Annotated in this window: 19 protein-coding genes; all 19 read right to left on the bottom strand. The window is 72.7% G+C overall.

The features are described from left to right. Positions 1 to 147 precede the first annotated feature (147 nt). Complete coding sequence (locus tag DVR05_RS03395; protein ID WP_116244335.1) at positions 148 to 678, bottom strand: arginine repressor; 531 nt, start codon at positions 676 to 678, stop codon at positions 148 to 150. After that, positions 675 to 1,622 (bottom strand): ornithine carbamoyltransferase, encoded by a 948-nt coding sequence (gene argF / locus DVR05_RS03400; RefSeq protein ID WP_116244336.1) that lies wholly within the window; start codon positions 1,620 to 1,622, stop codon positions 675 to 677. The genes DVR05_RS03395 and argF overlap by 4 nt, the downstream gene beginning before the upstream one ends. Beyond that, complete coding sequence (locus DVR05_RS03405; protein WP_116244337.1) at positions 1,619 to 2,833, bottom strand: acetylornithine transaminase; 1,215 nt, start codon at positions 2,831 to 2,833, stop codon at positions 1,619 to 1,621. Before DVR05_RS03405 ends, argF begins: the two co-directional genes overlap by 4 nt. Further along, positions 2,830 to 3,855: an acetylglutamate kinase gene (gene argB, locus DVR05_RS03410; RefSeq protein ID WP_116244338.1), complete on the bottom strand. Its 1,026-nt coding sequence runs from the start codon at positions 3,853 to 3,855 to the stop codon at positions 2,830 to 2,832. The genes DVR05_RS03405 and argB overlap by 4 nt, the downstream gene beginning before the upstream one ends. Then, positions 3,852 to 4,652 (bottom strand): bifunctional ornithine acetyltransferase/N-acetylglutamate synthase, encoded by an 801-nt coding sequence (locus DVR05_RS03415; RefSeq protein ID WP_116244339.1) that lies wholly within the window; start codon positions 4,650 to 4,652, stop codon positions 3,852 to 3,854. The genes argB and DVR05_RS03415 overlap by 4 nt, the downstream gene beginning before the upstream one ends. A gap of 20 nt (positions 4,653 to 4,672) precedes the next feature. Beyond that, complete coding sequence (gene argC, locus DVR05_RS03420; RefSeq protein WP_116244340.1) at positions 4,673 to 5,701, bottom strand: N-acetyl-gamma-glutamyl-phosphate reductase; 1,029 nt, start codon at positions 5,699 to 5,701, stop codon at positions 4,673 to 4,675. Between the two features lie 108 nt (positions 5,702 to 5,809). After that, the gene (locus tag DVR05_RS03425; RefSeq protein ID WP_232831961.1) at positions 5,810 to 7,234 is read right to left on the bottom strand and encodes an FAD-binding oxidoreductase; all 1,425 of its coding nucleotides are present in this window, start codon (positions 7,232 to 7,234) and stop codon (positions 5,810 to 5,812) included. A gap of 196 nt (positions 7,235 to 7,430) precedes the next feature. Then, positions 7,431 to 7,913, bottom strand: coding sequence for a MarR family winged helix-turn-helix transcriptional regulator (locus DVR05_RS03430; protein WP_116244341.1), 483 nt, complete (start codon positions 7,911 to 7,913; stop codon positions 7,431 to 7,433). 250 nt (positions 7,914 to 8,163) lie between these two features. Beyond that, the gene (locus DVR05_RS03435) at positions 8,164 to 9,390 is read right to left on the bottom strand and encodes an aspartate aminotransferase family protein (protein WP_116244553.1); all 1,227 of its coding nucleotides are present in this window, start codon (positions 9,388 to 9,390) and stop codon (positions 8,164 to 8,166) included. Positions 9,391 to 10,009: 619 nt separating this feature from the next. Beyond that, complete coding sequence (pheT, locus tag DVR05_RS03440; protein ID WP_116244342.1) at positions 10,010 to 12,499, bottom strand: phenylalanine--tRNA ligase subunit beta; 2,490 nt, start codon at positions 12,497 to 12,499, stop codon at positions 10,010 to 10,012. Beyond that, the gene (pheS, locus tag DVR05_RS03445) at positions 12,499 to 13,617 is read right to left on the bottom strand and encodes a phenylalanine--tRNA ligase subunit alpha (protein WP_116244343.1); all 1,119 of its coding nucleotides are present in this window, start codon (positions 13,615 to 13,617) and stop codon (positions 12,499 to 12,501) included. The genes pheT and pheS overlap by 1 nt, the downstream gene beginning before the upstream one ends. 178 nt (positions 13,618 to 13,795) lie before the next feature. Next, a complete protein-coding gene (locus DVR05_RS03450; RefSeq protein WP_198659024.1) occupies positions 13,796 to 15,037 on the bottom strand; it encodes a PAS domain-containing sensor histidine kinase in 1,242 nt (413 codons plus the stop codon). Positions 15,038 to 15,532: 495 nt separating this feature from the next. Beyond that, positions 15,533 to 16,390 carry an RNA methyltransferase gene (locus DVR05_RS03455; RefSeq protein ID WP_116244344.1) on the bottom strand — a complete coding sequence of 286 codons (858 nt, stop codon included), beginning with the start codon at positions 16,388 to 16,390 and terminating at the stop codon, positions 15,533 to 15,535. 20 nt (positions 16,391 to 16,410) lie between these two features. Continuing rightward, on the bottom strand, positions 16,411 to 16,782 hold the full coding sequence (rplT, locus tag DVR05_RS03460) for a 50S ribosomal protein L20 (protein ID WP_198659025.1): 372 nt from the start codon (positions 16,780 to 16,782) through the stop codon (positions 16,411 to 16,413). 156 nt (positions 16,783 to 16,938) lie between these two features. After that, positions 16,939 to 17,133, bottom strand: a complete 195-nt coding sequence (gene rpmI, locus DVR05_RS03465; RefSeq protein WP_116244345.1) for a 50S ribosomal protein L35 — start codon at positions 17,131 to 17,133, stop codon at positions 16,939 to 16,941. A gap of 189 nt (positions 17,134 to 17,322) precedes the next feature. After that, positions 17,323 to 17,907: a translation initiation factor IF-3 gene (gene infC / locus DVR05_RS03470; RefSeq protein ID WP_083924251.1), complete on the bottom strand. Its 585-nt coding sequence runs from the start codon at positions 17,905 to 17,907 to the stop codon at positions 17,323 to 17,325. A gap of 369 nt (positions 17,908 to 18,276) precedes the next feature. Continuing rightward, a complete protein-coding gene (locus tag DVR05_RS03475) occupies positions 18,277 to 19,107 on the bottom strand; it encodes a shikimate dehydrogenase (RefSeq protein WP_116244346.1) in 831 nt (276 codons plus the stop codon). Positions 19,108 to 19,122: 15 nt separating this feature from the next. After that, positions 19,123 to 21,651 (bottom strand): endolytic transglycosylase MltG, encoded by a 2,529-nt coding sequence (mltG, locus tag DVR05_RS03480; RefSeq protein ID WP_116244347.1) that lies wholly within the window; start codon positions 21,649 to 21,651, stop codon positions 19,123 to 19,125. Continuing rightward, the gene (gene ruvX, locus DVR05_RS03485) at positions 21,648 to 22,136 is read right to left on the bottom strand and encodes a Holliday junction resolvase RuvX (protein ID WP_116244348.1); all 489 of its coding nucleotides are present in this window, start codon (positions 22,134 to 22,136) and stop codon (positions 21,648 to 21,650) included. The genes mltG and ruvX overlap by 4 nt, the downstream gene beginning before the upstream one ends. Between the last annotated feature and the right edge of the window lie 256 nt (positions 22,137 to 22,392).

The following is a 22,392-nucleotide window of genomic DNA, read 5'->3' on the forward strand; positions in this document are numbered from 1 at the left end:
CGTTCGGGTACCGGCCAGGGTTGTGCACGACGAGGCGAGCCGCGCGCGAGGAACGAGCGGCGGGCGCCGCCGAGGATGAGGAGTCCCCGGCCTTTCGGGCACCCGGACACGAGTCGAGGCGGAGCGGAAGCTCAAGGCACGCACGGCTCAGGGTCTGCGGTCGGCCAGGCGCAGCAGCGCCTCGGCCAGTTCCTCGCCGCCCTGGGGGTCGCGTGAGATCACCAGGATGGTGTCGTCCCCGGCGATGGTGCCCAGGATGGCGTGGAAGTCGGTGTGGTCGATCGCGGAGGCCAGGAACTGGGCGGCCCCCGGCGGGGTGCGGACGATGACCATGTTGGCGGAGGCCTCGGCCGACACCAGCAGGTCCTCGGCCAGGCGGGTCAGGCGGGCGCCGGACGCCTCCGACAGGTCGAGCGTGTCGGGGCGGGTGCGTTGCAGGCGTTCGCCGCCCTCCCCCGGCAACACGTAGGCGAGGTGGCCGTCGGCGGTGCGGAGCTTGACCGCGCCGAGTTCGTCCAGGTCCCTGGAGAGGGTGGCCTGGGTGACCTGGACCCCCGCGGCGGCCAGGCGCTTGGCCAGCTCCCCCTGGGACCGGATGTCCTCGCGGGTGAGGACGTCGGTGATCCGGGCGTGCCGGGCCGCCTTGGTCATGGGGGCGGTGCCGCCGTCGTTGGTCATCGTCGCTCGCCCCCGGCGTTGGCGTCGGAGTCCAGGAGGAAGGCGAGGAGGGCCTTCTGGGCGTGGCGGCGGTTCTCCGCCTCGTCCCACACCACGCTCTGGGGGCCGTCGATGACCTCGGCCGCGATCTCCTTGCCCCGGTAGGCGGGCAGGCAGTGCAGGACGATCGCCTCGGGGTGCGCGGCGGCCAGGAGGGCGGTGTCGACGGTGTAGGGGCCGAAGAGCGCCTCACGGTCGCCCGCCTCGTCCTCCTGGCCCATGGAGATCCAGGTGTCGGTGGCCAGGACGTCGGCGCCGTCGGCCGCCTCGCGGGGGTCGGTGGTGACGGTGACCGAGCCGCCCGTGCCCTCGGCGATCTCGGCGGCGCGGGCGAGGACGGCGGGGTCGGGGTGGTAGCCCTCGGGAGCTCCGACGCGCACGTGGAGTCCGGCCGTGGCACCGCCCAGCAGGTAGGAGTGGGCCATGTTGTTGGCGCCGTCGCCGAGGTAGGCGAGGGTGAGGCCGCTCAGGGTGCCCTTGTGCTCGCGGACGGTCTGGAGGTCGGCGAGGATCTGGCAGGGGTGGAACTCGTCGGTGAGGGAGTTGACCACCGGCACCGAGATGGAGCGGGCGAGGGTCTCCAGGTCGGCCTGGGCGAAGGTTCGCCAGACGACGGCCGCGACCTGACGTTCCAGGACGCGGGCGGTGTCCGCCAGGGGTTCGCCGCGACCCATCTGGGTGGTGGCGGTGTCCACGACCAGCGGAGTGCCGCCGAGGTCGGCGACGCCGACGCTGAAGGACAGCCGGGTCCGGGTGGAGGGCTTGTCGAAGAGGAGGGCGACGGTTCGCGGCCCGGCGAGCGGGCGGTGGTCGAAGCGGTCCTTCTTCATCGCGTCGGCGAGGTCGAGCACCCGGGCCTGTTCGGCCGGGGACAGGTCGTCGTCGCGCAGGAAGTGCCGGGTCATGACTGCTGCGTCTCCTTGGTGGCGGCGGCCTCGGCGGCGTCGAGGACGGTCGGCAGGGCCTCGATGAACACGCCGATCTGCTCGGGTGTGATGACGAGGGGCGGGGCGAGGCGGATGGTCTCGGGCCCCACGGCGTTGACGAGGAAGCCGCGGACGGCGGCCTGTTCCTGGACGTGTGCGGCGACGGGGGCGGTCAGGGTGAGGGCCCGCCAGAGTCCGCTGCCGCGCTGTCCCGCCAGGAGCGGGTGGCCGATCTCGTCGAGCTGCTCGGCGAGCAGCTCGCCCATGACGGCGGTGTGGGCGAGCAGGCCCTCGCCCTCGATGGTGTCGAGGACGGCGAGGGCGGCCGCGCACGCCACGGGGTTGCCGCCGAACGTGGAGCCGTGGTCGCCCTTGGCGAAGGCGTCGGCGTAGTCGCCGAAGCCGACGCAGGCGCCGATGGGCAACCCGCCGCCCAGGCCCTTGGCGAGGGTGAGCACGTCGGGACGCACATCCGCGTCCTGGTGGGCGAACCACCGGCCGGTGCGCCCGATGCCGCTCTGGATCTCGTCGAGGACGAAGGCGGCCCCGGTCGCGTCGCACACCGCGCGCACGCCCGCCAGGTAGCCCTCGGGCGCGGGGATGACCCCCGCCTCGCCCTGGGTGGGCTCGGTGAACACGGCGACGCAGCCCGGATCGACGGCCTCGGTGAGGGCGTCGATGTCGCCGTGGGGGACGAACCGCACGTCCATGCCGTAGGGGCCGAAGGGCTCGCGGATGGAGTCCTTGCCGGTGAGGGCGAGGGCGCCGGAGGTGCGGCCGTGGAAGCCGCGCGTGGCGGCGACGAAGTAGTGGCGGCCGGGGCCCGCGGCGCGCTTGACGAGTTTGAGGGCCGCCTCGTTGGCCTCGGTGCCGGAGTTGGCGAAGAAGACCTTGGCGTCGCCGCCGAGGAGGGTGACGAGCCGTTCGGCGAGCTCGACCTCGCGTTCGTGGACGAACAGGTTGCTCGTGTGGGCGAGCGTGGCCGCCTGGTGGGCCACGGCCTTGACGAGGGCGGGGTGCCCGTGGCCGAGGCTGGAGACCGCGATCCCGGCGATGAGGTCGAGGTACTGGCGTCCGTCGACGTCGTAGACCTCGCAGCCGCGCCCGAGGCTGAGGGCGATGGGCGGGACCCCGTAGGTGGGCATGAGCGCGGCGGAGAACCGCTCGCGCAGGTCGGCACCGCTGGTCACTGTGCGTCTCCTGTGCTGTGGGTGGTGGTGTCGGTGGGGCGCCAGGGGCGCGGGTGGTGGCCGTTCCCGGCGAGCAGGGCGGCTTCGAGTTCCTCGTCGGCGACCATGGTGCCCACGCCCTGGTCGGTGAAGACCTCCAGCAGCAGGGAGTGCGGGACCCGGCCGTCGATGATGTGCGCCTGGGGCACGCCGCCCTCGACGGCGTGCAGGCAGGCCTCCATCTTGGGCAGCATGCCGGACGCCAGGGTCGGCAGGAGGGAACGCAGCTCGTCGACGTTGAGACGGCTGATCAGCTCGGTGTTGTCGGGGTAGTCGGCGAAGAGGCCCTCGACGTCGGTGAGCATGATGAGTTTGCTGGCCCCCAGGGCGACGGCCAGGGCGGACGCGGCGGTGTCGGCGTTGACGTTGTAGACGCCCCCGTCGTCGGCCCGGGCGACGCTGGAGACCACCGGGATGCGGCCGTCGGCCAGGAGCGCGGCGACGGCTCCGGGGTCCACGGCGGTCACCTCACCGACCCGCCCGATGTCCACGGGCTCACCGTCGACGGTGACGGTCTTGCGCTCGGCGGTGAGAAGGTTGGCGTCCTCCCCGGACAGGCCGACGGCGAAGGGGCCGTGCTGGTTGACGAGGCCGACGATCTCGCGGTTGACCTGGCCGGTGAGGACCATGCGCACGATGTTCATGGCATCGTCGGTGGTCACGCGCAGCCCGGCGGTGAAGGTGGATTCCACCCCGGCGCGGTCGAGCTCGGCGCTGATCTGGGGGCCGCCGCCGTGGACGACGACGGGGCGCAGACCGGCGTAGTGGAGGAACACGATCGACTCGGCGAAGCGGACCCGCAGCTGCTCGCTGACCATGGCGTTGCCGCCGTACTTGACCACGACGGTGCGGCCGTGGAAGCGGGAGAGCCACGGCAGCGCCTCGATGAGGTTGGCGGCCTTGTCGATGGCGCGTGCCCGGTCGTCCACGGGTGCCGGGTCGGTCTCGGGGCTCGTGCCGTGTTGGGGTGGGCGGGAGATCATGTGGGGATTCCGTGGTCGGTGGCGGGGACGTCGTCACTCGTGGCGCCGGTGTCGGTGCCGACCTGGGCGGCCAGGTCGGCGCAGACCTCGGTGAGCAGCGCGGCGAAGGCGTCCTGGTCGGGGCGGACACCGCTGGCGCCGCTGGCCATGAGCAGAGCGGCGTCGTTGGTGGCGGTCAGCGGGGCGAAGGACGTCGACAGGGCCGGGACCAGCAGCTCCTGGCACTGTCGGGCGGTCAGCTCCGCGTCGGTGGTGAGCACGCACTGGACGGTGGAGACGGAGGGGTCGGGCCCCTTGGCCATCGCCCCGACGGTGTAGCCGTCGCCGCGCCGGAAGACGATCTTGGCGACGGTGTCGGTGGTGCGGATCGCGTCGGCGGCGGCCAGTCCCCCGCCGCGGCTCGCCTCGTCGAGGGCGGCGGTGACGCCGTCGCGCAGGACGTCCAGGGGCGGGCGCACGTCGGCGGGGCCGCTGGAGCACACCACGATCTCGGCGGCGGAGTCGGACAGGGCGTCGGCGGCGTGTTCGGCGACGGCGTGTACGTCCTGGAAGCCGAGGGGTCCGGTGCCGGCGTTGGCGCCGTCGGAGTTGAGCACGACGGCGCGCACCCGCCCGCCCGCGGCGACCTGCGCGGACCACAGGACCGGTGCGGCACGGTCGGTTCCGTCGGTGAAGACGGCCCCGGCCGCGCGGGAGGGGCCGTCGTTGACGACGACGGCGACGTCCCGTGCGCCGTCGGTGGACAGACCCGCGGCGACTCCCGCGGCGCGGAAGCCCCGGGGTGCGGTGACACTCACGGTGTGCCTTTCTGTTCTGTCTACGGGGCGACCGCGGTGAGCGGCAGACCGGTGGTCTCGGGCAGACCGAGGGCGAGGTTGGTGCTCTGGACGGCGCCGCCCGCGGTGCCCTTGGTGAGGTTGTCCAGGGCGGCGACGGCGACCAACCGGTTCGCGTCGGGGTCCACGGTGACCTGGACGAGCGTGGTGTTGGCCGCGAGGGTCATGGCGGTGCTGGGCCAGGTGCCCTCGGGAAGGAGGGCGGTGAAGGGCTCGTCGGCGTAGGCGGTCTCGTAGGCCGCGCGGACCCGCGCGGCGGTCACGCCGGGGCGCAGGGGGGCGGTGCAGGTGGCGAGGATGCCGCGCGGCAGGGGGGCGAGGACCGGGGTGAAGGACAGGCGGACGGGCTCGCCGGTCACGGAGGTCAGGTTCTGCACGATCTCGGGGTTGTGGCGGTGGGTGCCGCCGACCCCGTAGGGGCTCAGGGCGCCCATGATCTCGCTGCCGACGAGGTGCGGCTTGGGTGCCTTGCCCGCGCCCGAGGTGCCGGTGACGGCGACGACGGTCAGGTCGGGTTCGACGAGCTGTTCCGCCAGGCCGGGGAAGAGGGCGAGGGTGGCGACGGTGACGTGGCAGCCGGGCACGGCCACCCGCCGGGCTCCGGCGAGCCGCTCCCGCTGTCCGGGCAGTTCCGGGAGGCCGTAGGGCCAGGTGCCCGCGTGCGGGGTGCCGTAGAAGCGTTCCCAGGCGGCGGCGTCGTTCAGGCGGAAGTCGGCGCCGCAGTCGACGACCAGGACGTCGTCGCCCAACTGCTGGGCGATGTCGGCGGACTGGCCGTGCGGCAGGGCGAGGTAGACGACGTCGTGGCCGCGCAGTTCCGCCACGGTGGTGGGGGCCAGCACGCGGTCGGCGAGCGGGCGCAGGTGCGGCTGGTGTTCGATGAGGGGGGACCCGGCGTTGCCTCCGGCGGTGAGGGCGCCGATCTCGATCTCCGGGTGGCCGAGCAGCAGGCGCAGCAGCTCGCCTCCCGCGTATCCGCTGGCTCCGGCGATCGCGGCGGTGTATCCCATGGTGCTCCCCCATTCGAAGCTGACTGAACTATCATGCACGCCACTGCAAGTTTATGCAAACGTACACGAAAGAGGCCCGGCCGGTCCGGCCGGGCTCCCGCTTCGGGGTCAGCGACCGGCGATGCGGGTGGCCAGTCCGGCGAACCGGGAGGTGTGGGCTCGCTCCTCGGGGGTGCGGGACTCACGGCGGTCGGCCGTGCGGTACAGGCCGTAGATGACCTGCGTGCCCACCCAGCGCAGGGGTTCGGGCTCCCAGCCGCGGACCCGGTGGCCCACCCACGGCAGACGGGTGAGGTCGGTGCTCCGGCCCAGGACGAGATCGCGTAGGGTCCGCCCGGCGAGGTTGCTGGTGGCCACGCCGCTGCCCACGTAGCCGCCCGCCCAGCCCAGACCGGTCTCGGTGTCCAGGTCCACGGTCGGGCACCAGTCGCGCGGCACGCCCAGCACGCCGGACCAGGCGTGTTCGACCGGGACGTCGGCCACGTCGGGGAACATGCGGGTGAGCGCGCGCCAGAGCTCGGCGATCGCCTGCGGCTGGGTGGCTCCGTCCCGGTCCTGGGCGGAGCCGAAACGGTAGGGCACGCCCCGGCCGCCGATGGCGATGCGGTCGTCCGCGGTGCGCTGGGCGTAGACGTAGGAGTGCGCGGTGTCGCCCAGGACCTCGCGCCCGTTCCAGCCGATCTTCTCCCACAGGGCGGGGGCGATCGGCTCGGTGGCGATCATCGAGGAGTTCATCGGCAGCCACTCGCGGCGCTGGCCGCGCAGGGTGGAGGTGAACCCCTCGGTGGCGCGGATGACGTGGTCGGCGTACACGGTGCCGTGGTCGGTGACGGCGGCGGGGCGGTCGGCGTCGCGGCGGGGGCGGATCTCCTCCACGGAGGTGCCCTCGAAGATGTCCACGCCCAGGGACTCGACCACACGGGCCAGGCCCGTGACGAGTTTGGCGGGCTGGACGCGGGCGGCGTGCGGGGAGTAGGCGGAGGCGACGGCGCCGTGGACGGCCAGCCGGGGCTCGTGCTCGGGCTCCAGCACGTGGATATCGTCGGGCCAGTAGCCCCACTCCTGGAGGTACTCGATCTCCTCGACCAGGCGGTCGCGCTGGGCGGCGTTGGTGGCGACCAGGCGCATACCGCCCTTGACGATGTCGGCCTCGATCCCCTCGGTCTCGGCGACGGAGACGACCTCGTCGACGGTGGCCATCATCGCGCGTTGCAGGGCGATCATGGCGGCCTTGCCGTGTGACTGCGCGTAACGTTCGCGGGAGCCGGCGAACTCGGCCGACAGCCACCCTCCGTTACGCCCGGAGGCTCCGAATCCGGCGAACTCGCGCTCGACGATCGCGACCCTCAGGTCCGGTTGGGCCTTCTTGAGGTAGTAGGCGGTCCACAGCCCGGTGTAACCCGCTCCGACGACGCAGACGTCGTAGTCGGCGTCGCCGGGCAGCGCCGCCCTGCGATCGGGCAGCCCGGACTCGCGGAACCAGAACGAGACGGCGCCGTTGCAGAAGCGCGAGGATCGGGGAATCGGCCTCATCTGCGCGGCAGTGGTGAAAAGTCTCATCATTCCCCCCGGAACCTCATCGCCCACGGCCCACCCCGCGTGGAACCCCAGAACTCTCGCCAACCTACACGGGAACGGAGGCGCGTGGGATGTTTTCGACACGTTCGGGCGGATCGGTGTGGGAGCGTCGGAGGGAAACGACTACGCAGCGTCCAGGCCGGGCACCCCGTCAGCGGCACGCACTGTCACGAAGGGTACGCGCCAGCGAGGCCAGCTGTCGAACTCCGTCGGCGCCCAGCGGGTCCAGGACGTGCTCGCGGAGCCGTTCGACGTGCTTGACGCGGACCTGGTCGATGAAGGCCAGTCCGGCGTCGGTCAGAGTCGCGTACACGACCCGGCGGTCGGAGTCGCAGGCCGCCCGTTCCAGGTAGCCCTCGCGCTCCAGCCGGTCGGCGAGCTTGGTGAACCCGCCCGTGCTCAGGCTGACCTCGCGCGCGAGGCGGCTCATCGGCAGCCGGTGGCCGGGGGTGCGCTGGAGACGGATGAGCACCTCGAACCAGGGGCCCGCCATGTCCCTGCCGTCGGGCGTCACCCCGCCGAGCAGTTTGGGCTGGAGCGCGTTCATCGCCTCGTGGAGCAGCCCCCAGGCGGTGATGAGGTCGTCGTCGCTGGGGCTCGCGCCCGTCGCGCCGTCCGCCGTCCGTGCCGTCATGTCCCGCTCCCCCGTCGTCCGAGGGTGGGTCGCTCACGCTTCTCACCCTCAAGAAATATCTTCCCAGAAAATATTACTCGATGGCTGAGATCCGGGCCAGTGCGTTTCGGGCAGTGCGCCCGAAACACGACGAAACCCGTCGGACCGGGCATCCAGTGGGGGTCGGGGGTGGGGAGGAGGGGGTTGAGGAAGGGGGTTCGTCTTCGATCGTGTCCCTGCCGTGCCTCGGGAACGGCAGGGACACGATCGCTCAGTGCCTCGCGGCCACCGCGTCCAGGGAGGCCGTGAGGGTGGAGACCATGTGGTCGATCTGCTCCCACGCGATGATCAGGGGCGGTGAGACGAGCAGCGCCCGGGGCACCGGACGCAGGATGACCCCGCGGGAGCGCGCCTCGGCGAACACCTCCGCCGTGGTGATCCCCCGCTCGGTGAGCGCCTCCTCGGTGAGTTCCACCGCGCCCATGACGCCCACGCCCGACCGGACCTCGGCCACCAGCGGGTGGTCGGCCAGGGTGCGCAGCGCGCTGTCGAGGTGGCGCTCGACCTCCAGCGAGACCGTGAACAGGTCCTCGCGCTCCAGGATGTCCAGGTTGGCTATGGCCGCGGCACAGCACGCGGGGTGCCCGGCGTAGGTGGTGCCGTGCATGAACGGGTTCCCCGGTTCGTTCCAGAACGGGTCGGCGATCCGTCCGCTGACCACCACCCCGCCGAGAGGCAGGTACCCGCTGGAGACACCCTTGGCGAACACGATCATGTCCGGGCTGACGCCGAAGCGCTCGATGCCGAACCAGTTGCCCATCCGTCCGAAGCCGCAGATGACGCTGTCGACGACGAACAGCACCCCGTACCTGCGACAGACGCTCGCCACCTCGGCGAAGTAGCCCTCCGGCGGCGCGAACACGCCCCCGGCCCCGATGACCGGTTCGGCGAAGAAGGCCGCCACCCGGTCCGGTCCCACACGCAGGATCTCGGCCTCCAGCGCGGCCGCGGAGTCGTGCGGCACCACGGAGGCGTCCTCGACCAGCGGCCCGTAGCCGTCGCGGAAGCGCTCCATCCCGATGATGCTGGTCCCGAAGCCGTGCAGCCCGTGGTAACCGCCGGTCCGGGTGATGATGTGGGTGCGCTGCGGCTGCCCGACGACCCCCCAGTAACGGCGGGCCAGTTTGGCGGCGGTCTCGATCGACTCGCCTCCCCCGCAGGTCAGGATGACCTTCGGGTCGTCGACCGGCGCGTGCGCGGCCAGACGTTCGCTCAGGTCCCGTGCGGGCCGGTTGCTGAAGTCCCCGTAGACGGTGTACGCCTCCAGGGTGTTGATCTGCCGGTGGACCGCGTCCGCGATCTCGGTGCGGCCGTGTCCGACGTTGCAGTACCAGAGGCTGGACGTCCCGTCCAGGTATCGGTCGCCGGACGCGTCCCAGAGCCACACTCCCTCCGCGCGCTCCACGACGAACTCCGGGCCGGTGGCCACGGCGTTCATGTCGCAGAAGGTGTGCCAGAGGCGGCTGGGTTCCCTGTGTTCCTTGGGGACGAGCGCGGACGAGACAACCGTTTCGGTCATATGGCGACCTCCGAGCCGAGTCATGCGCATGAGCGCAGCGGAAAACTCAGGTTGAACCGACCCACACTTGGGCGCCCAGAGTGTGTCAGGTGCTTGCAGGCTAAGTTCTCCACCCACCGGTGGGCAAGAGCCAAAACGATGCTTCATGCCCCGAAACCCAAACTTCATGCGGGCTACCCTCGGTGACCATCGCCAAAACCCCTGATACGCAGGAAAAACAGGGCGAAAATCAGTCGGGATCCGATCCCCTCCGATCGACGTTTTCGCCGTGCTCCGGGTGTCCCGGTTCACGCGCGCGGCATCCCCCGGACACGGCGGCGGGGCCGGTCCCCCGTGAGGGGTCGACCGGCCCCGCCGTGTTTGTTCTGGTCCTCCGCTCCGCTTTGGACCGTGTTCGGGCGCCCTCAAGGCAGGGGTGCTTCATCCTCGGCGGCGCCTGTCGCTCGTTCCTCGCTACGCGGCTTGCCTCGTCTTGCAGCACCCTGCCGGCGCCCGAACGGAAGACCCCCTCGAGTGACCGCTCCAGGAGAACGAGAAACTACGCCCGCGGGGTCGCCCCCGTGCGCTCGACCGCCTCGGCCACCGCGGCGTCACGCGCCGCGGCGCTCTCCTCGGCGGTCAGCGTGCGGTCGGCGGCCCGGAACCGCAGGGTGAAGGCGACCGACTTACGTCCCTCCCCGACCTGCTCGCCGGTGTAGACGTCGAACAGGCGGACGCTCTCCAGCAGGTCTCCCGCGCCCGCGGCCAGGGCGTCGCCGACCGCTCCGGCCGGGACCGCCTCGTCCACGATGAGGGCGACGTCCTGGGTGGCCACCGGATAGGTGGACACCTCGGGCGCGACGGTCTCGGCGCGGGCGCCCTCCATGCGGTCCAGATCGACCTCGACGGCCGCGCTCCGCTCGGGCAGGGAGAACGCCTTGACCGTGCGCGGGTGCAGCTCACCGGCGTGACCCACGAGCACGCGCTCACCGTCCACCCGCGTGTAGAGCGCGGCGCAGCGGCCGGGGTGCCAGGGGGCGTGCTGGTCGGCCTCGACCTCCAGCTCGACCCCGGCGACCCGGGCGATGTCCCGGGCCACCTGGATCGCGTCGGCCCAGCAGGCCCGTCGGCCCTGCCCCCACCAGCCCGCGCGTTCGACGTCGCCCGCCAGGACAGCGCCGACCCGGCGCGGCTGGTCGGGCAGGGCGGCGTCGATCTGGCGGAGCTCCTCGGCGCTGGGCCCCCGGTCGACCGGCAGCAGCGGCGCACGGGTCGATCCGGGCTTGGGCCGGTAGACCAGGCCCATCTCGAAGAGCGCGACGTCGGGGAAGCCGCGGCCCACGTTGCGCACCAGGGCCTTGAACAGGCCCGGCAGCAGCGTGGTGCGCAGCAGCGGCTCCTCGTCGTTGAGCGGGTTGGCCAGACGCAGGCTCACCCGGCGGGCGTCGTCGGCCTCCAGTTGGAGCCCGTCGAGGTCGCGCTCGCCCACGAAGGGGTAACTGAGCACCTCGTTGTAGCCGGTGGCGGCCAGGGTCCGCCCGACCGCGCGGCGCAGCCGCTGGCTGGCGGTCAGCCCGCGTCCGGCGGGGGCCCGCGGCGGGACCGAGGGGATGTTCTCGTACCCCTCCAGCCGGATGACCTCCTCGGCCAGGTCGTTGGGGTCGGTCAGGTCGGGCCGCCAGGTGGGCGGGGTGACCGCCAGGGTGTCGCCGTCGGCCTCGACCTCGCAGCCCAGGAGGCGCAGCCACTTCTCCGTGGTGCCCTCGGGGTAGTCCACCCCGGCGACGGCGCCCGCGTGGGCGGCACCGACGCGGATCGGCGTGCGGGGTGTGGTCTGGTCGACGTGGGTGTAGGCGCCCTCGACGGTGGCGCCGCCCAGCTCGGCGAGGAGCTCGACCGCGCGGGTGGCGGCGGCCAGCTGCACGGCGGAGTCGATACCGCGCTCGAAGCGGCGGGAGGACTCCGAGGACAGCTGGTGGCGGCGCGAGGTCCGCGCGATGTGCATCGCCTCGAAGTGCCCGGCCTCCACCAGGACCTCGGTGGTGGTCAGGGAGATCTCCGTGGACAGTCCGCCCATGACGCCCGCGATGTTGACCGGGCCGGTCTGGTCGGCGATGACGATGTCGTCGGGGTCCAGGGCGCGCTGGACGTGGTCCAGGGTCTCCAGCTTCTCCCCCTGCGCCGCGGGACGCACGGTCAGGGCGCCCCTGAGTCGGCCGCGGTCCCAGGCGTGCAGCGGCTGTCCGAGTTCGAGCATCACGTAGTTGGTGACGTCGACCGCCAGGGAGATCGGACGCACGCCGCTGTGGTGGAGCCGACGGCGCATCCACATCGGCGTGGGCGCCTGCGGGTCGAAACCGGTGGCGCCGCGCAGGACGTAGCGGTCGCACACCTTCGGGTCGACCTCGGCCGGGTGGCCCCCGCCGGTGGGCTCGGCGGTCTCGACGGCGGCGGGGTCGCGGAAGTCCACCCCGTACAGGGCGGCGACGTCCCGGGCCACCCCGCGCATGGACAGGGCGTAGCCGCGGTCCGGGGTGACGGCGATGTCGAGGACGTCCTCACGCAGGCCGAGCGGACCGATGGCGTCCGTCCCCACCTCCCCGAAGCCCTCGGGCAGGACGATGATGCCGTCGGGGTCCTCCCACAGCCCGAGCTCGGGCGCGGAGCAGATCATGCCGGCCGACATCCGGCCGTAGGTCTTGCGGGCACCGATGCGGAAGCCGCCGGCCAGCTCCGCTCCGGGCAGGGACACCACGACGAGGTCGCCCTCGCCGAAGTTGCGGGCGCCGCAGACGATCTCCTGCGGTTCACCGGTTCCGTTGGCCGGTCCGACGTCCACCCGGCAGAAGCGGATGGGCTTCTTGAAACCGGTGAGCTCCTCGATCTCCAGCACACGGCCGACGACGACGGGGCCGCTGATGTCGGAGCCGAGCTCGTCGACGGTCTCGACCTCCAGGCCGGCCAGGGTCAGCTTGGCGGCGAGGTCGCGGGCGGTGACGTCGGACGGCAGGGCGACGTACTCCCGCAGCCAGCTCATGGGGACGCGCATCAGTTCTCACTCCCGAACGCCGAGGTGAAGCGAACGTCGCCCTCGACCATGTCGTGCATGTCGCGCACCCCGTGCGCGAACATCAGTGTCCGTTCGATTCCCAGACCGAAGGCCCATCCGCTGTAGACCTCGGGGTCCACCCCCGCGGCGGTGAGCACGCGCGGGTTGACCACACCGCAACCGCCGATCTCGATCCACCCCTCGCTGGAGCAGGTACGGCACGGCGCCTCCGGGTTGCCCACGGACGCGCCGCGGCACGCGAAGCACTCCATGTCCACCTCGGCGGACGGCTCGGTGAAGGGGAAGTAGGAGGCGCGGAACCGGGTCCGCAGGCCCTCGCCGAACATGCCGTGCACGAAGGCGTCGATGGCGCCGCGCAGGTGGGCCAGGGTGATGCCCCTGTCCACCACCAGGCCCTCCAGCTGGTGGAAGACCGGGCTGTGCGTGGCGTCGAGCTCGTCGGTGCGGAAGGTCTTGCCGGGCGCGACCACGTAGACGGGCAGCTCACGCGAGAGCAGGGCGCGCACCTGGACGGGGGAGGTGTGGGTGCGCATGACCAGACCGGTCTCGCCTCCGTCGGGGCTCTCGACGAAGAACGTGTCCTGCATGGTGCGGGCCGGGTGGTCGGGCAGGAAGTTGAGGGCGTCGAAGTTGAACCACTCCGCCTCGACCTCCGGTCCCTCGGCGACCTCGAAGCCCATACCGACGAAGATGTCGGCCATCCGCTCGGCGACGGTGGTCAGCGGGTGCCGGGCCCCGCGCGGCGCGCGGTCCCAGGGCAGGGTGACGTCGACCCGCTCCTCGACGAGGACGCGCTCGTCGCGCTCGGCCTCCAGGACCGCCTGGCGGGCCTTGAGCGCCTGGCCCACGTCGCGGCGGGCGCCGCCGACGCGCTTGCCCGCGTCGGCCCTGGCGGCCGGGGGCAGCGCGCCGATCTCCCGGTTGGCGAGCGCCAGCGGCGAGCGGTCGGAGGCGTGCGCGAGCCGGACCTCCTTGAGTTCGGCGAGGTCTTTGGCGGCCTCGATGGCGGCCAGAGCCTCCTCACGCATACGGGCGACCTCGTCGGGGTGCAGGGGGGTCACCTCGACGGGGTCGAAGGAATCGTTCGGTGCAGACATGGTTGGTTGCCTCGCCGCCGGACCCCGCGACGGGGGTGGGCGGCAGTCACGGTCCGCCCTCGGGGGGCGGACGAAGCCGACAGGACAAGCACAGGCGGGTTGCGGGCGGCCCGGGTGACGGGTCCACCACCGTGGCCCGGGCACGCTGGGACGCCCACCGGGGCCGAAGTCTGAGGGTTCAGACGAACTCGGGGGTCCCGGCGGGCATGGTAAATCGGAACTCGGCGCCGCCGCTGGGGGCGCGCCCGACGGTGATCGTGCCGCCGTGGGCCTCGACGAGGCCCTTGACGATGAACAGCCCGAGGCCGGTCCCGCTCCGGTGCTTGCTGCGCCAGAACTGGCGGAAGACGCGCGGAATGGTCTCGGGCGCGATGCCCTGGCCCTCGTCGCGCACCGACACCGCTGCTCCTCCCTCACACGGCTCGATCACGATACTGACAGTACCAGCGCCGTGCCGCACCCCGTTTTCCACCAGGTTCGCCAGGATCTGGTCGATCTTGTCGGCGTCGAGCCACATCTGCGGGAGTTCGCCGCGGGTCTCCACCCGGAAGCGGCCCTCCGGCTCTCCCGCGGCCACACGCCCGGCGACGACCCGGCGCACGGCGTCGGGAAGGTCGACGACCTGGCGGCGCACCTCCAGGCGACCGGACTCGATCCGGGAGACGTCGAGGAGGTCGTGGATGAGGCGCGTGACGCGGTCGGCGTCGGCGTTGACCGTCTCCAGCATGAACAGCTTCTGCTTGTCGGTGAGCCGTTCCCACTTGGTCAGCAGGGTGGAGGTGAACCCCTTGACGCTGGTCAACGGGGAGCGCAGTTCGTGGGCGACCTCCGAGACGAGGTCGGCGCGGCTGCGGTCGGCGCTGGTGGCGGCGTCCCTGAGGGTGATGACCAGACGGACGAGGTCGCCGCCGGGCCGGGCGCGCACGTACCGGGCGGCCACCAGGATCTCGCGGTCGTCGGGCAGGTAGAGGGAGCGTTCGGCCTGGCGGACGCGCTCGCGGTCACCGCCGTAGGGGTCGCTGGCCTCCCACCAGTCGTGGCCGTCGGGACCGATGAGGGGGAGGACCTCGCGGAAGTCGCGGCCGAGGGCGGAACGGGCCGGGGTGCCGGTCAGATGGGACGCCTGGGCGTTGAACAGGACGACACGACCACGCGCGTCGGCGACGACCACGCCGTCGGGGAGGTCGTCGGCGTGCAGGGGGGCGCCACCGGGTCCGCCGGAGACTCCGTCGACCTCCCAGAGGGCGGCGGTGTCCGTTTCCGGAGCACGGGCGAAACGAACGCCCGAATCGGGCGTATTCTCCGAATCAACGGGAATATCGGTAGCTGGTTCGGCCCCCCGCCCGGGGTCCCCCGTGGTGTGCCCGGTTCCACCGCCTGAGTCCTCCGCCGGGTGATCCGCCTGCCGGCCGCTGCCCACGCCTCTCCCCGCTCCCCTTGAAGATCCACGACCGTACGTGCGCCGGGCCGAGGACCGCTGACCGGCGGTGTCCGCCCCACGTCCGCGGGCACCACCGCAGGTTGTCTACCCTGCACTCCGACCTGGTACGCCTTGTGGACCGGGATCGGGCCGTCCGACGGTAGACGAGCGTACAAGCACTCCCCGAGCACCCCACCCTCCGTGGACGGGGATCCTCCGTCCGGCTGGCGCGGCGCGTGCTCACACGGTGTCGTCAAGCCTGCCCGGCGACGACGGTTCACCCCACCGCCCACCCGTGACGCGGGTGGGCGCGCGGCCGCCTACGCGGAATCCGCATGGGCCTTCCGTGGCCCGAGGACGACCCTATCGGCACCGGCCGTCCGAGGATGTGCGTTTCGGGTGGAACGCGCGACCGACCGCGCGCACGTCCGGCCCGCGCGGACTCCGGAGGACACGGAGAGTGAGGGCGCACCCCGTGGTCGGGGTACGTCCTGGTCAGACCACCGTGTTCGGGGATCGTCGCTGCTGACGGGCGGTGGTGTAGAGACAGACCGCCGCGGCGGTGGCCAGATTCAGGCTTTCGGCCCCGCCGTAGATCGGAACGCTGACCGCTCCGTCGGTGAGACGCACCGTCTCCTCGGGCAGTCCCCATGCCTCGTTGCCGAAGACCCAGCCGACGGGACCGTCGAGGTCGCCGCCGTCGGCGACCTCGTGCAGGTCGCGGGGGCCTCCCCCGTCGGCGGCCCACACCGTGGCGCCGCGCTCGCGCAGGAACTCCACCGCACGGGCGACCGGGACGCCGACGACCACCGGCAGGTGGAACAGGCTCCCGGCGGAGGCGCGCACGCACTTGCCGTTGTAGGGGTCGACGGAGGCGTCGGTGAAGACGACGACGTCGGCCCCCGCCGCGTCGGCGGTCCGCAGGACGGTGCCCGCGTTGCCGGGATCGCGCACATGGGAGAGCACGACCGCCAGGCGGACGTCGCCGACACGGTCGAGGGGCACGTCGACGAACTCGCAGACCGCGATGATCCCCTGGGGGGTCACGGTCTGGGCCAGCTCCGACATCACGTCGAGACTGACCCGGTGGGTGGGGACACCGGCCTCCCGGGCGGCGTCCACCAGAGTGAGGTGGCGCTGCATGGCCTCCGCCGTGGCGAAGACCTCGACCACCCCGGCGCCGGGCCCCTCCGGGGACCGAGCACCGTCGGCCGCGGCGGCCAGGGCCTCCCGTACCGCCTGCGGCCCCTCCGCCAGGAAGCGCCGCTCGCGCTGGCGGAAGGTGCGCTTGGCGAGCCGCCGAACCCCCTTGATCCTGGGTGAACGGATACTCGTGAACTCGTGGCTCGCCATCGCGTCGTCTCCCAGGGGCGTCAGGCCGCGGCGGAGGCGGGGAGGGCCTGCTTGGCCTTCTCCACCAGGGCGGCGAACGCGGCCTCGTCGTTGACGGCCAGCTCGGCCAGCATGCGACGGTCGACCTCGATGCCGGCCAGCTTCAGGCCCTGCATGAGGCGGTTGTAGGTGAGGCCGTTGGCGCGGGAGGCGGCGTTGATGCGCTGGATCCACAGACGACGGAACTGCCCCTTGCGGTCCTTGCGGTCCCGGTAGGAGTAGGTCATCGAGTGGAGCATCTGCTCCTTGGCCTTGCGGTACAGGCGCGAGCGCTGACCGCGGTAACCACTGGCGCGGTCGAGGACGACCTTGCGCTTCTTCTTGGCGTTGAGAGCCCGCTTCACGCGTGCCACTGTGACTCCCTCGTTGTCTCTTCCGGCGCGCACGGCGCACGGAGGCGCCCGGCTCGGACGAGCCCGGCGGCCGTGTTCGCTTCAGGTGGTCCCCCTCCGGGTGCCGTCGTCGCGCCGGGCGCGTGGGCACTCCCGCGGGAGGGGGAAGGGTTCGGCCTACTTGCCGAGGAGCTTCTTGATGCTCTTGGTGTCGGCGGGAGCAAGCACGGCCTCGTTGCCAAGCTTGCGCTTGCGCTTGGAGGTCTTGTGCTCAAGGATGTGGTTCTTGTTGGCACGGCGGCGCATGATCTTGCCGGAACCGGTGACCTTGAAGCGGTCCTTGGCTCCACTGTGGGACTTGTTCTTCGGCATGTCGCCGTCGTCTCCTACTCCGTCGGCGCACCACCAGCGGTGGGCTGGTGACGCGGTTCTTCCGCTGCTATGGCGGGCCCCCAGCACGCCGTCCTACCGACGCGTCCGGGCCGTTCGCGCACAGCCCACCCCACCACCCGGCTTCCGTTCACACGGCGACCGGGCGGTGGGGGACTTCCCCTGACGCCGCTACGCCTGTTCGCGCTGCTGGCGGCGGGTCCTGTCCCCCGCCGCTGCACGGGCCTCGGCCTTGTGCTCGGACCGCCGCTTGTGCGGACCGATCACCATGACCATGTTGCGGCCGTCCTGCTTGGGCTGGGACTCGACCGTGCCAAGATCCTGGACGTCCTCGGCCAGCCGCGCCAGCAGCCGACGGCCGAGTTCGGGCCGGGACTGCTCGCGCCCGCGGAACATGATCGTCACCTTGACCTTGTCCCCGCTCTTGAGGAACCGGACGACGTGACCCTTCTTGGTCTCGTAGTCGTGCGGATCGATCTTCGGGCGGAGCTTGATCTCCTTGATGATCGTGTTCGACTGGTTCTTGCGCGACTCGCGCGCCTTCACCGCGGACTCGTACTTGAACTTGCCGTAGTCCATCAGCTTGGCGACCGGCGGGCGGGCGGTCGGCGCGACCTCGACGAGATCGAGGTCGGACTCCTGGGCCAGACGCAGCGCGTCCTGCACGGAGACGATGCCGACCTGCTCACCGTTGGGTCCGACAAGACGGACCTCGGGCACCCGGATGCGGTCATTGATGCGGGGCTCGGCGCTGATGAGACCCCTCCCTAGCTTTCTCGGATTACCTGGGACCGGCCGTCCGCCGGGCGGAGGACGGCCTGTGCGGCCGAGGTGCCCGAACCCGTCGGGCCTCCCGGCCTCGTCGGGGTCCTCGAAAAGCGAAAACCCCGCCAGCATGTGCAAGCGGGGCGATCCGACCGATGTTCCCGACAACGGGCACGCATGTGCGCCGGATCCCCTGGGGAACCCCGGCGAGCACGACGCGGCTGCCTGTCATCGAACCGGAACCCACACGGACCGAGCCCGGCAGGTGGGAGGATCATTCTCCGCTTGCGGTTCCGGTGTGCGCGCACACCGGACCAAGTCGATACTGCACCACTTTAGCACCACGCCCGGGGTGCTCGGTCACGCGGCGGTCTCCGAGCGGCGGGCCAGTTCCGCCTCACCCGCGGCGCGCATGGCCGCGACGGGGACGTCGGCGATCCCGGTCATCAACCGGACCTGGGCGACCGCTTGGTGCAGGAGCATCGGGAAGCCACCGACCACATGACCGCCGCGTCCGGCCACCGCACGGGCGGCGGCGGTGGGCCACGGCGAGTAGACGACGTCGAACAGGTCGGCGCGCGAGGCGGACAGGAGGTCGGCGTGGCGGTCGGCAGCCCCCGAGGGCAGGGACGACACGACCAGGTCCACGTCCAGGTGGGCGTCGATCTCGGAGAGCGGCGCGACCCGCACGGGGTGCCCGAGCCGCTCCGCCGCCGCGGTGACCTCGCCGGTGCGGGACGTGTCCCGGGCCAGGACGGTGACGGTCGAGGTGAGGCCCATCCGGAGCAGCGCCGCGAGCGCGGAGGCCGCCGTGGCCCCCGCCCCCAGGACGACCGCCTCGCGCGGCGCGCCGATCCCGGCCTCGGCGAGCGCTGCGGCCACGCCCTCGACGTCGGTGTTGTGGGCCTGCCAGCCCCCGTCGGCACGGACGAGGGTGTTGGCCCCGCCCACCCGGCGGGCCAGGTCGCTGACGCCGTCGGCCAGGTCCAGGGCGCGGCGCTTGAGCGGCATGGTCAACGACAACCCGGCCCACTCCGGTCCGAGTCCGCCCAGGAAGGGCGCCAGACCCGCCTCGTCGCACTCGTATCGGCCGTAGGACCACCCGTCCAGGCCCATCGCCGCGTAGGCGGCGGTGTGCAGGACCGGTGAGAGTGAGTGGGCCACCGGTGAACCCAGGACCGCGGCGCGCACGGGCGTCTCCCTTCCCTACCAGCTGTCGCTGTACTCGTTCACCATCTGTGTGTGCTCGTCCAGGGTCCTGGAGAACCCGGTCTCCCCGGTCTCGGGGTTGATGAGCGCGAAGTAGAGGTAGTCCGTGTCAGCCGGTTCCAGCGCGGCCTCGATGGCGGCCCTCCCCGGCGCCACGAACGGCCCGGCGGGCAGACCGACCCTGCCGTAGGTGCCGTACTCCCCCGGGTCGTTCTCACAGGCGATCTGCTGTTCCTGTGTGAGGGCGAGACCGTGGGTGCCGAGCACGTAGAAGCACGTGCTGTCCATCTGGAGCGGCATGCCCTGGTCCAGACGGTTGTGCACGACCGAGGAGATGTTGGCCATGTCCTCCTCCCGACCGCTCTCGGCCTGGACGATGGAGGCGATCGCCATGACCTGGTTGGGGTCGTACCCGATCGCCTCGGCGCGCCGCTCCAGCTCGACCTCCTCGGCGACCTGGCGGAACTGCGTGACCATGGTGCGCAGGACCGCCCCCGGTTCGGCCCCGGGGTCGAACCGGTAGGTCTCGGGGAACAGGTAGCCCTCGGGGCCCTGGGTCGCGTACTCGGGCAGCCCCAGGGAGTCGGTGTCGGCGTAGGCCGCCTCCAGGTCGGCGACCGGGATGCCCAACTGCTCCGAGAGGCTCTGGAGGATCCCGTCACCGCCCTCGACGGCCTGGGCGCGCAGCCCCTCCGGCACGGTCACCCGTCCGCCGAGGCGGTTGGTGTCGTCGAGCAGGGCGGCCACGGCGCTCTCCGCGCTCATGTTCTCCGCCAGGGAGTAGGTGCCGGGCTCCAGCCCGCCCCCGCCCTCGGCCTCGGCGTCACCGAGCGCCTCGGTGAAGGCGCGGACACTGGCGACCACACCGGCCTCGACCAGGGCCTCGCCGACGGCGGAGCCGGACTGGCCGCTCTCGATGACGAAGACGACCTCGCCCGTCCCCTCCCCGCTGTAGTCGGCGGGCACGAGGTAGCGGAACGCTCCGTAGCCGCCCGCGCCGATGACGAGGACGAGCACGACGGCGGCGGCCGTCAGCTTCCCGCTCCGGCGTCCGCGGCCCCTGGATCCGCCCGCACGCCTGGACTTCTGCGCCTGTTTGAGCTGTTTGCGCTTCCTGCGGCTGCCGCCGTAGGCCTCGGCGATGTCGTTGAGGTTGGGCTCCTCGTACCCGTCGTCCTCGTCGTCCACCGCGTCGGACCGTTCGTCGGCGGGCTCGGGTTCGGCGGCCGCCGCGGCGCGCCGACCGCCGCGCCTGCGGCGACCCCGACGGCCGGCGGGCTCCTCGTCGCCGCGACCGCGTCGGCGCCGGCGGCCCCGACGGCCGGCGGGCTCGTCGTCGCCGGACGCCTCCTCCTCGGCCGCAGCGGTGTCGTCGCGGGCGTCGTGGTCCTCGTAGGCGTCGTAGGCCGCGGAGTCATCGGCGGACGCGTCGGTCCGGCCCTCGTCGCGGCGGGGGTCGGACGGGGCCTCCTCCCCGGCTCCGAACGCGGCCAGGGCGGCGGTGTCGGCGGGGACGTCGGCGAGGAAACCGGTCTCCTCGGCGGCGGGCTCCGGGGCCGCGCCCCGGGAGGCCCGGCGCCGACCGCGGCGGCCCGGGGGCTCCTCGGCGGGCGGCGGGGTGTGCGGCTCCTCCTGGCGGGCACGCCTGCGCCGACCACGGCGGGGTCCGTCGACCACCGGTGTGGGGCCCGTGGCGGGGCCGTCGAACGCCTCGGAGGGGGGTCCGGCCTCCTCCTGGGGGGGGTCGGGGGCCGGCCGCCGACCGCGTCCGGCGGCCGGGGGGCCGTCGGGCGCCTCACGCTTGCGGCGGCCACGCCGGGGACGGCGCTCCTCCTCGGGCTCGTCGGCGAGGAAGGAGGGCATGGGGCCGTCGTCCTCGCCCCACAGCGGTGACGGGGAGCCGGGCTCCTCGGCTGGACGGGCCCGCCGACCGCGTCGGGGCGGGTCCTCGGGCGGCGCGGAGGGTGCCGTCGGGGGGTTCTGACCGCCGAGGTCGGCCAGGGCGGCGAGCGCGTCCCGGGTCGGGTCGGCGGCCCCGCGTCGGGGCTCGGCGGCAGCGGGTGGCTGGTGGTCGGGGGTGCCGGGCGGCTGGGGGCGGTCCGCCTCGAGTCCCCGGGGGCGGCCCGTGGCGGAGCGGGCGGCACGTCCGCCGCGCAGGGCGTCGGCGGCTCCGCCGCGGCGCGGCGGCTCACCGGGGGGAGGGCCCGGTTTGCGGCGGCGCCCGGGGGCCGGGGCACCGGGGCCCAGGGGGTCCTCGGCCGCACCACCGTGGGGAGCGCGGCCGGGCGTACGGGGCTCTCCGGGAGCTCGACGGTCACCCCGCGCTCGGGGGTCGCCCGCGGCGCGGCGCGGCTGGGGGCGGCCGTCGCCGTCGAACCGCTCGTTCGGGGTCTCCGGTTCGGGGCGGGCCCGGCGTCCGCGCGGCCTCGGCTGGGTGGGGACGGGGTCGGTCAGCGGATCGTAGTCGTAACCGCGGTCGACGCGTCCACGAGAGGGATCGTCGGGGTAGGAATCCCTGTCGTTCATGATTCTCCCTGGCTGGAGCGGACGATCTCGCCCGGGGGGTGGCCTGTTGACCGTTCCTGGTCCAAGGTGCTCTGGAGGAGCACGGTGGCCGCGGCCTGGTCGATCACCGACCGGCGCGCCCTGCCACCCTTGGCGCCCTTCTTGGCGAAGGCGGCTCCCGAGAGCAGCTGTGCCTGGGCCGTCACCGTGGTGAGGCGCTCGTCGACCAGGCGTACGGGGATGGGGTGAAGGGTCGCGGCGAGTGCGGTCGCGAACTCGCGGGCGGACCGGGCGGCGGGTCCCTCCTCGCCGGACAGCGACGCGGGGTAGCCCACGACGACCTCGCGTGCCTCACGCTCCACGACCAGCTGGGCGATGCGACGGATGTCGCCCCTGCCGCGTCGGACGGTCTCCACCGGGCTGGCGAGCACGCCGCTCGGGTCGCTCGCCGCGACGCCGATACGGGCGTTACCGGGGTCGATCGCCAGGCGTACACCGTGCCTCAAGGGCGTGTCTCCCCCGGACCGGGGACGGCGTACGGGCGGGCCGCGCCATGAACGGCGCGGCACCGCGGTCGGGAAATCCTCAACACGGTGGTCCTGTTCGTCAGCTGGATCGCGGGAATCGCCGCGTGGACAGCCGCGTGATCGGCTGTGACGCGCCACAGTATGCCCGATTCGGTGACAGTGCGCAGCCTCGCAGGTGGTGACCGGTCGGCGGCTCCCCGTGGAGCGGAGACCGCGGTCTCGCCCACACGGGCAG

Origin of the sequence: Nocardiopsis sp. FIRDI 009 (assembly GCF_003386285.1) — a bacterium.
Taxonomy (GTDB): domain Bacteria; phylum Actinomycetota; class Actinomycetes; order Streptosporangiales; family Streptosporangiaceae; genus Nocardiopsis.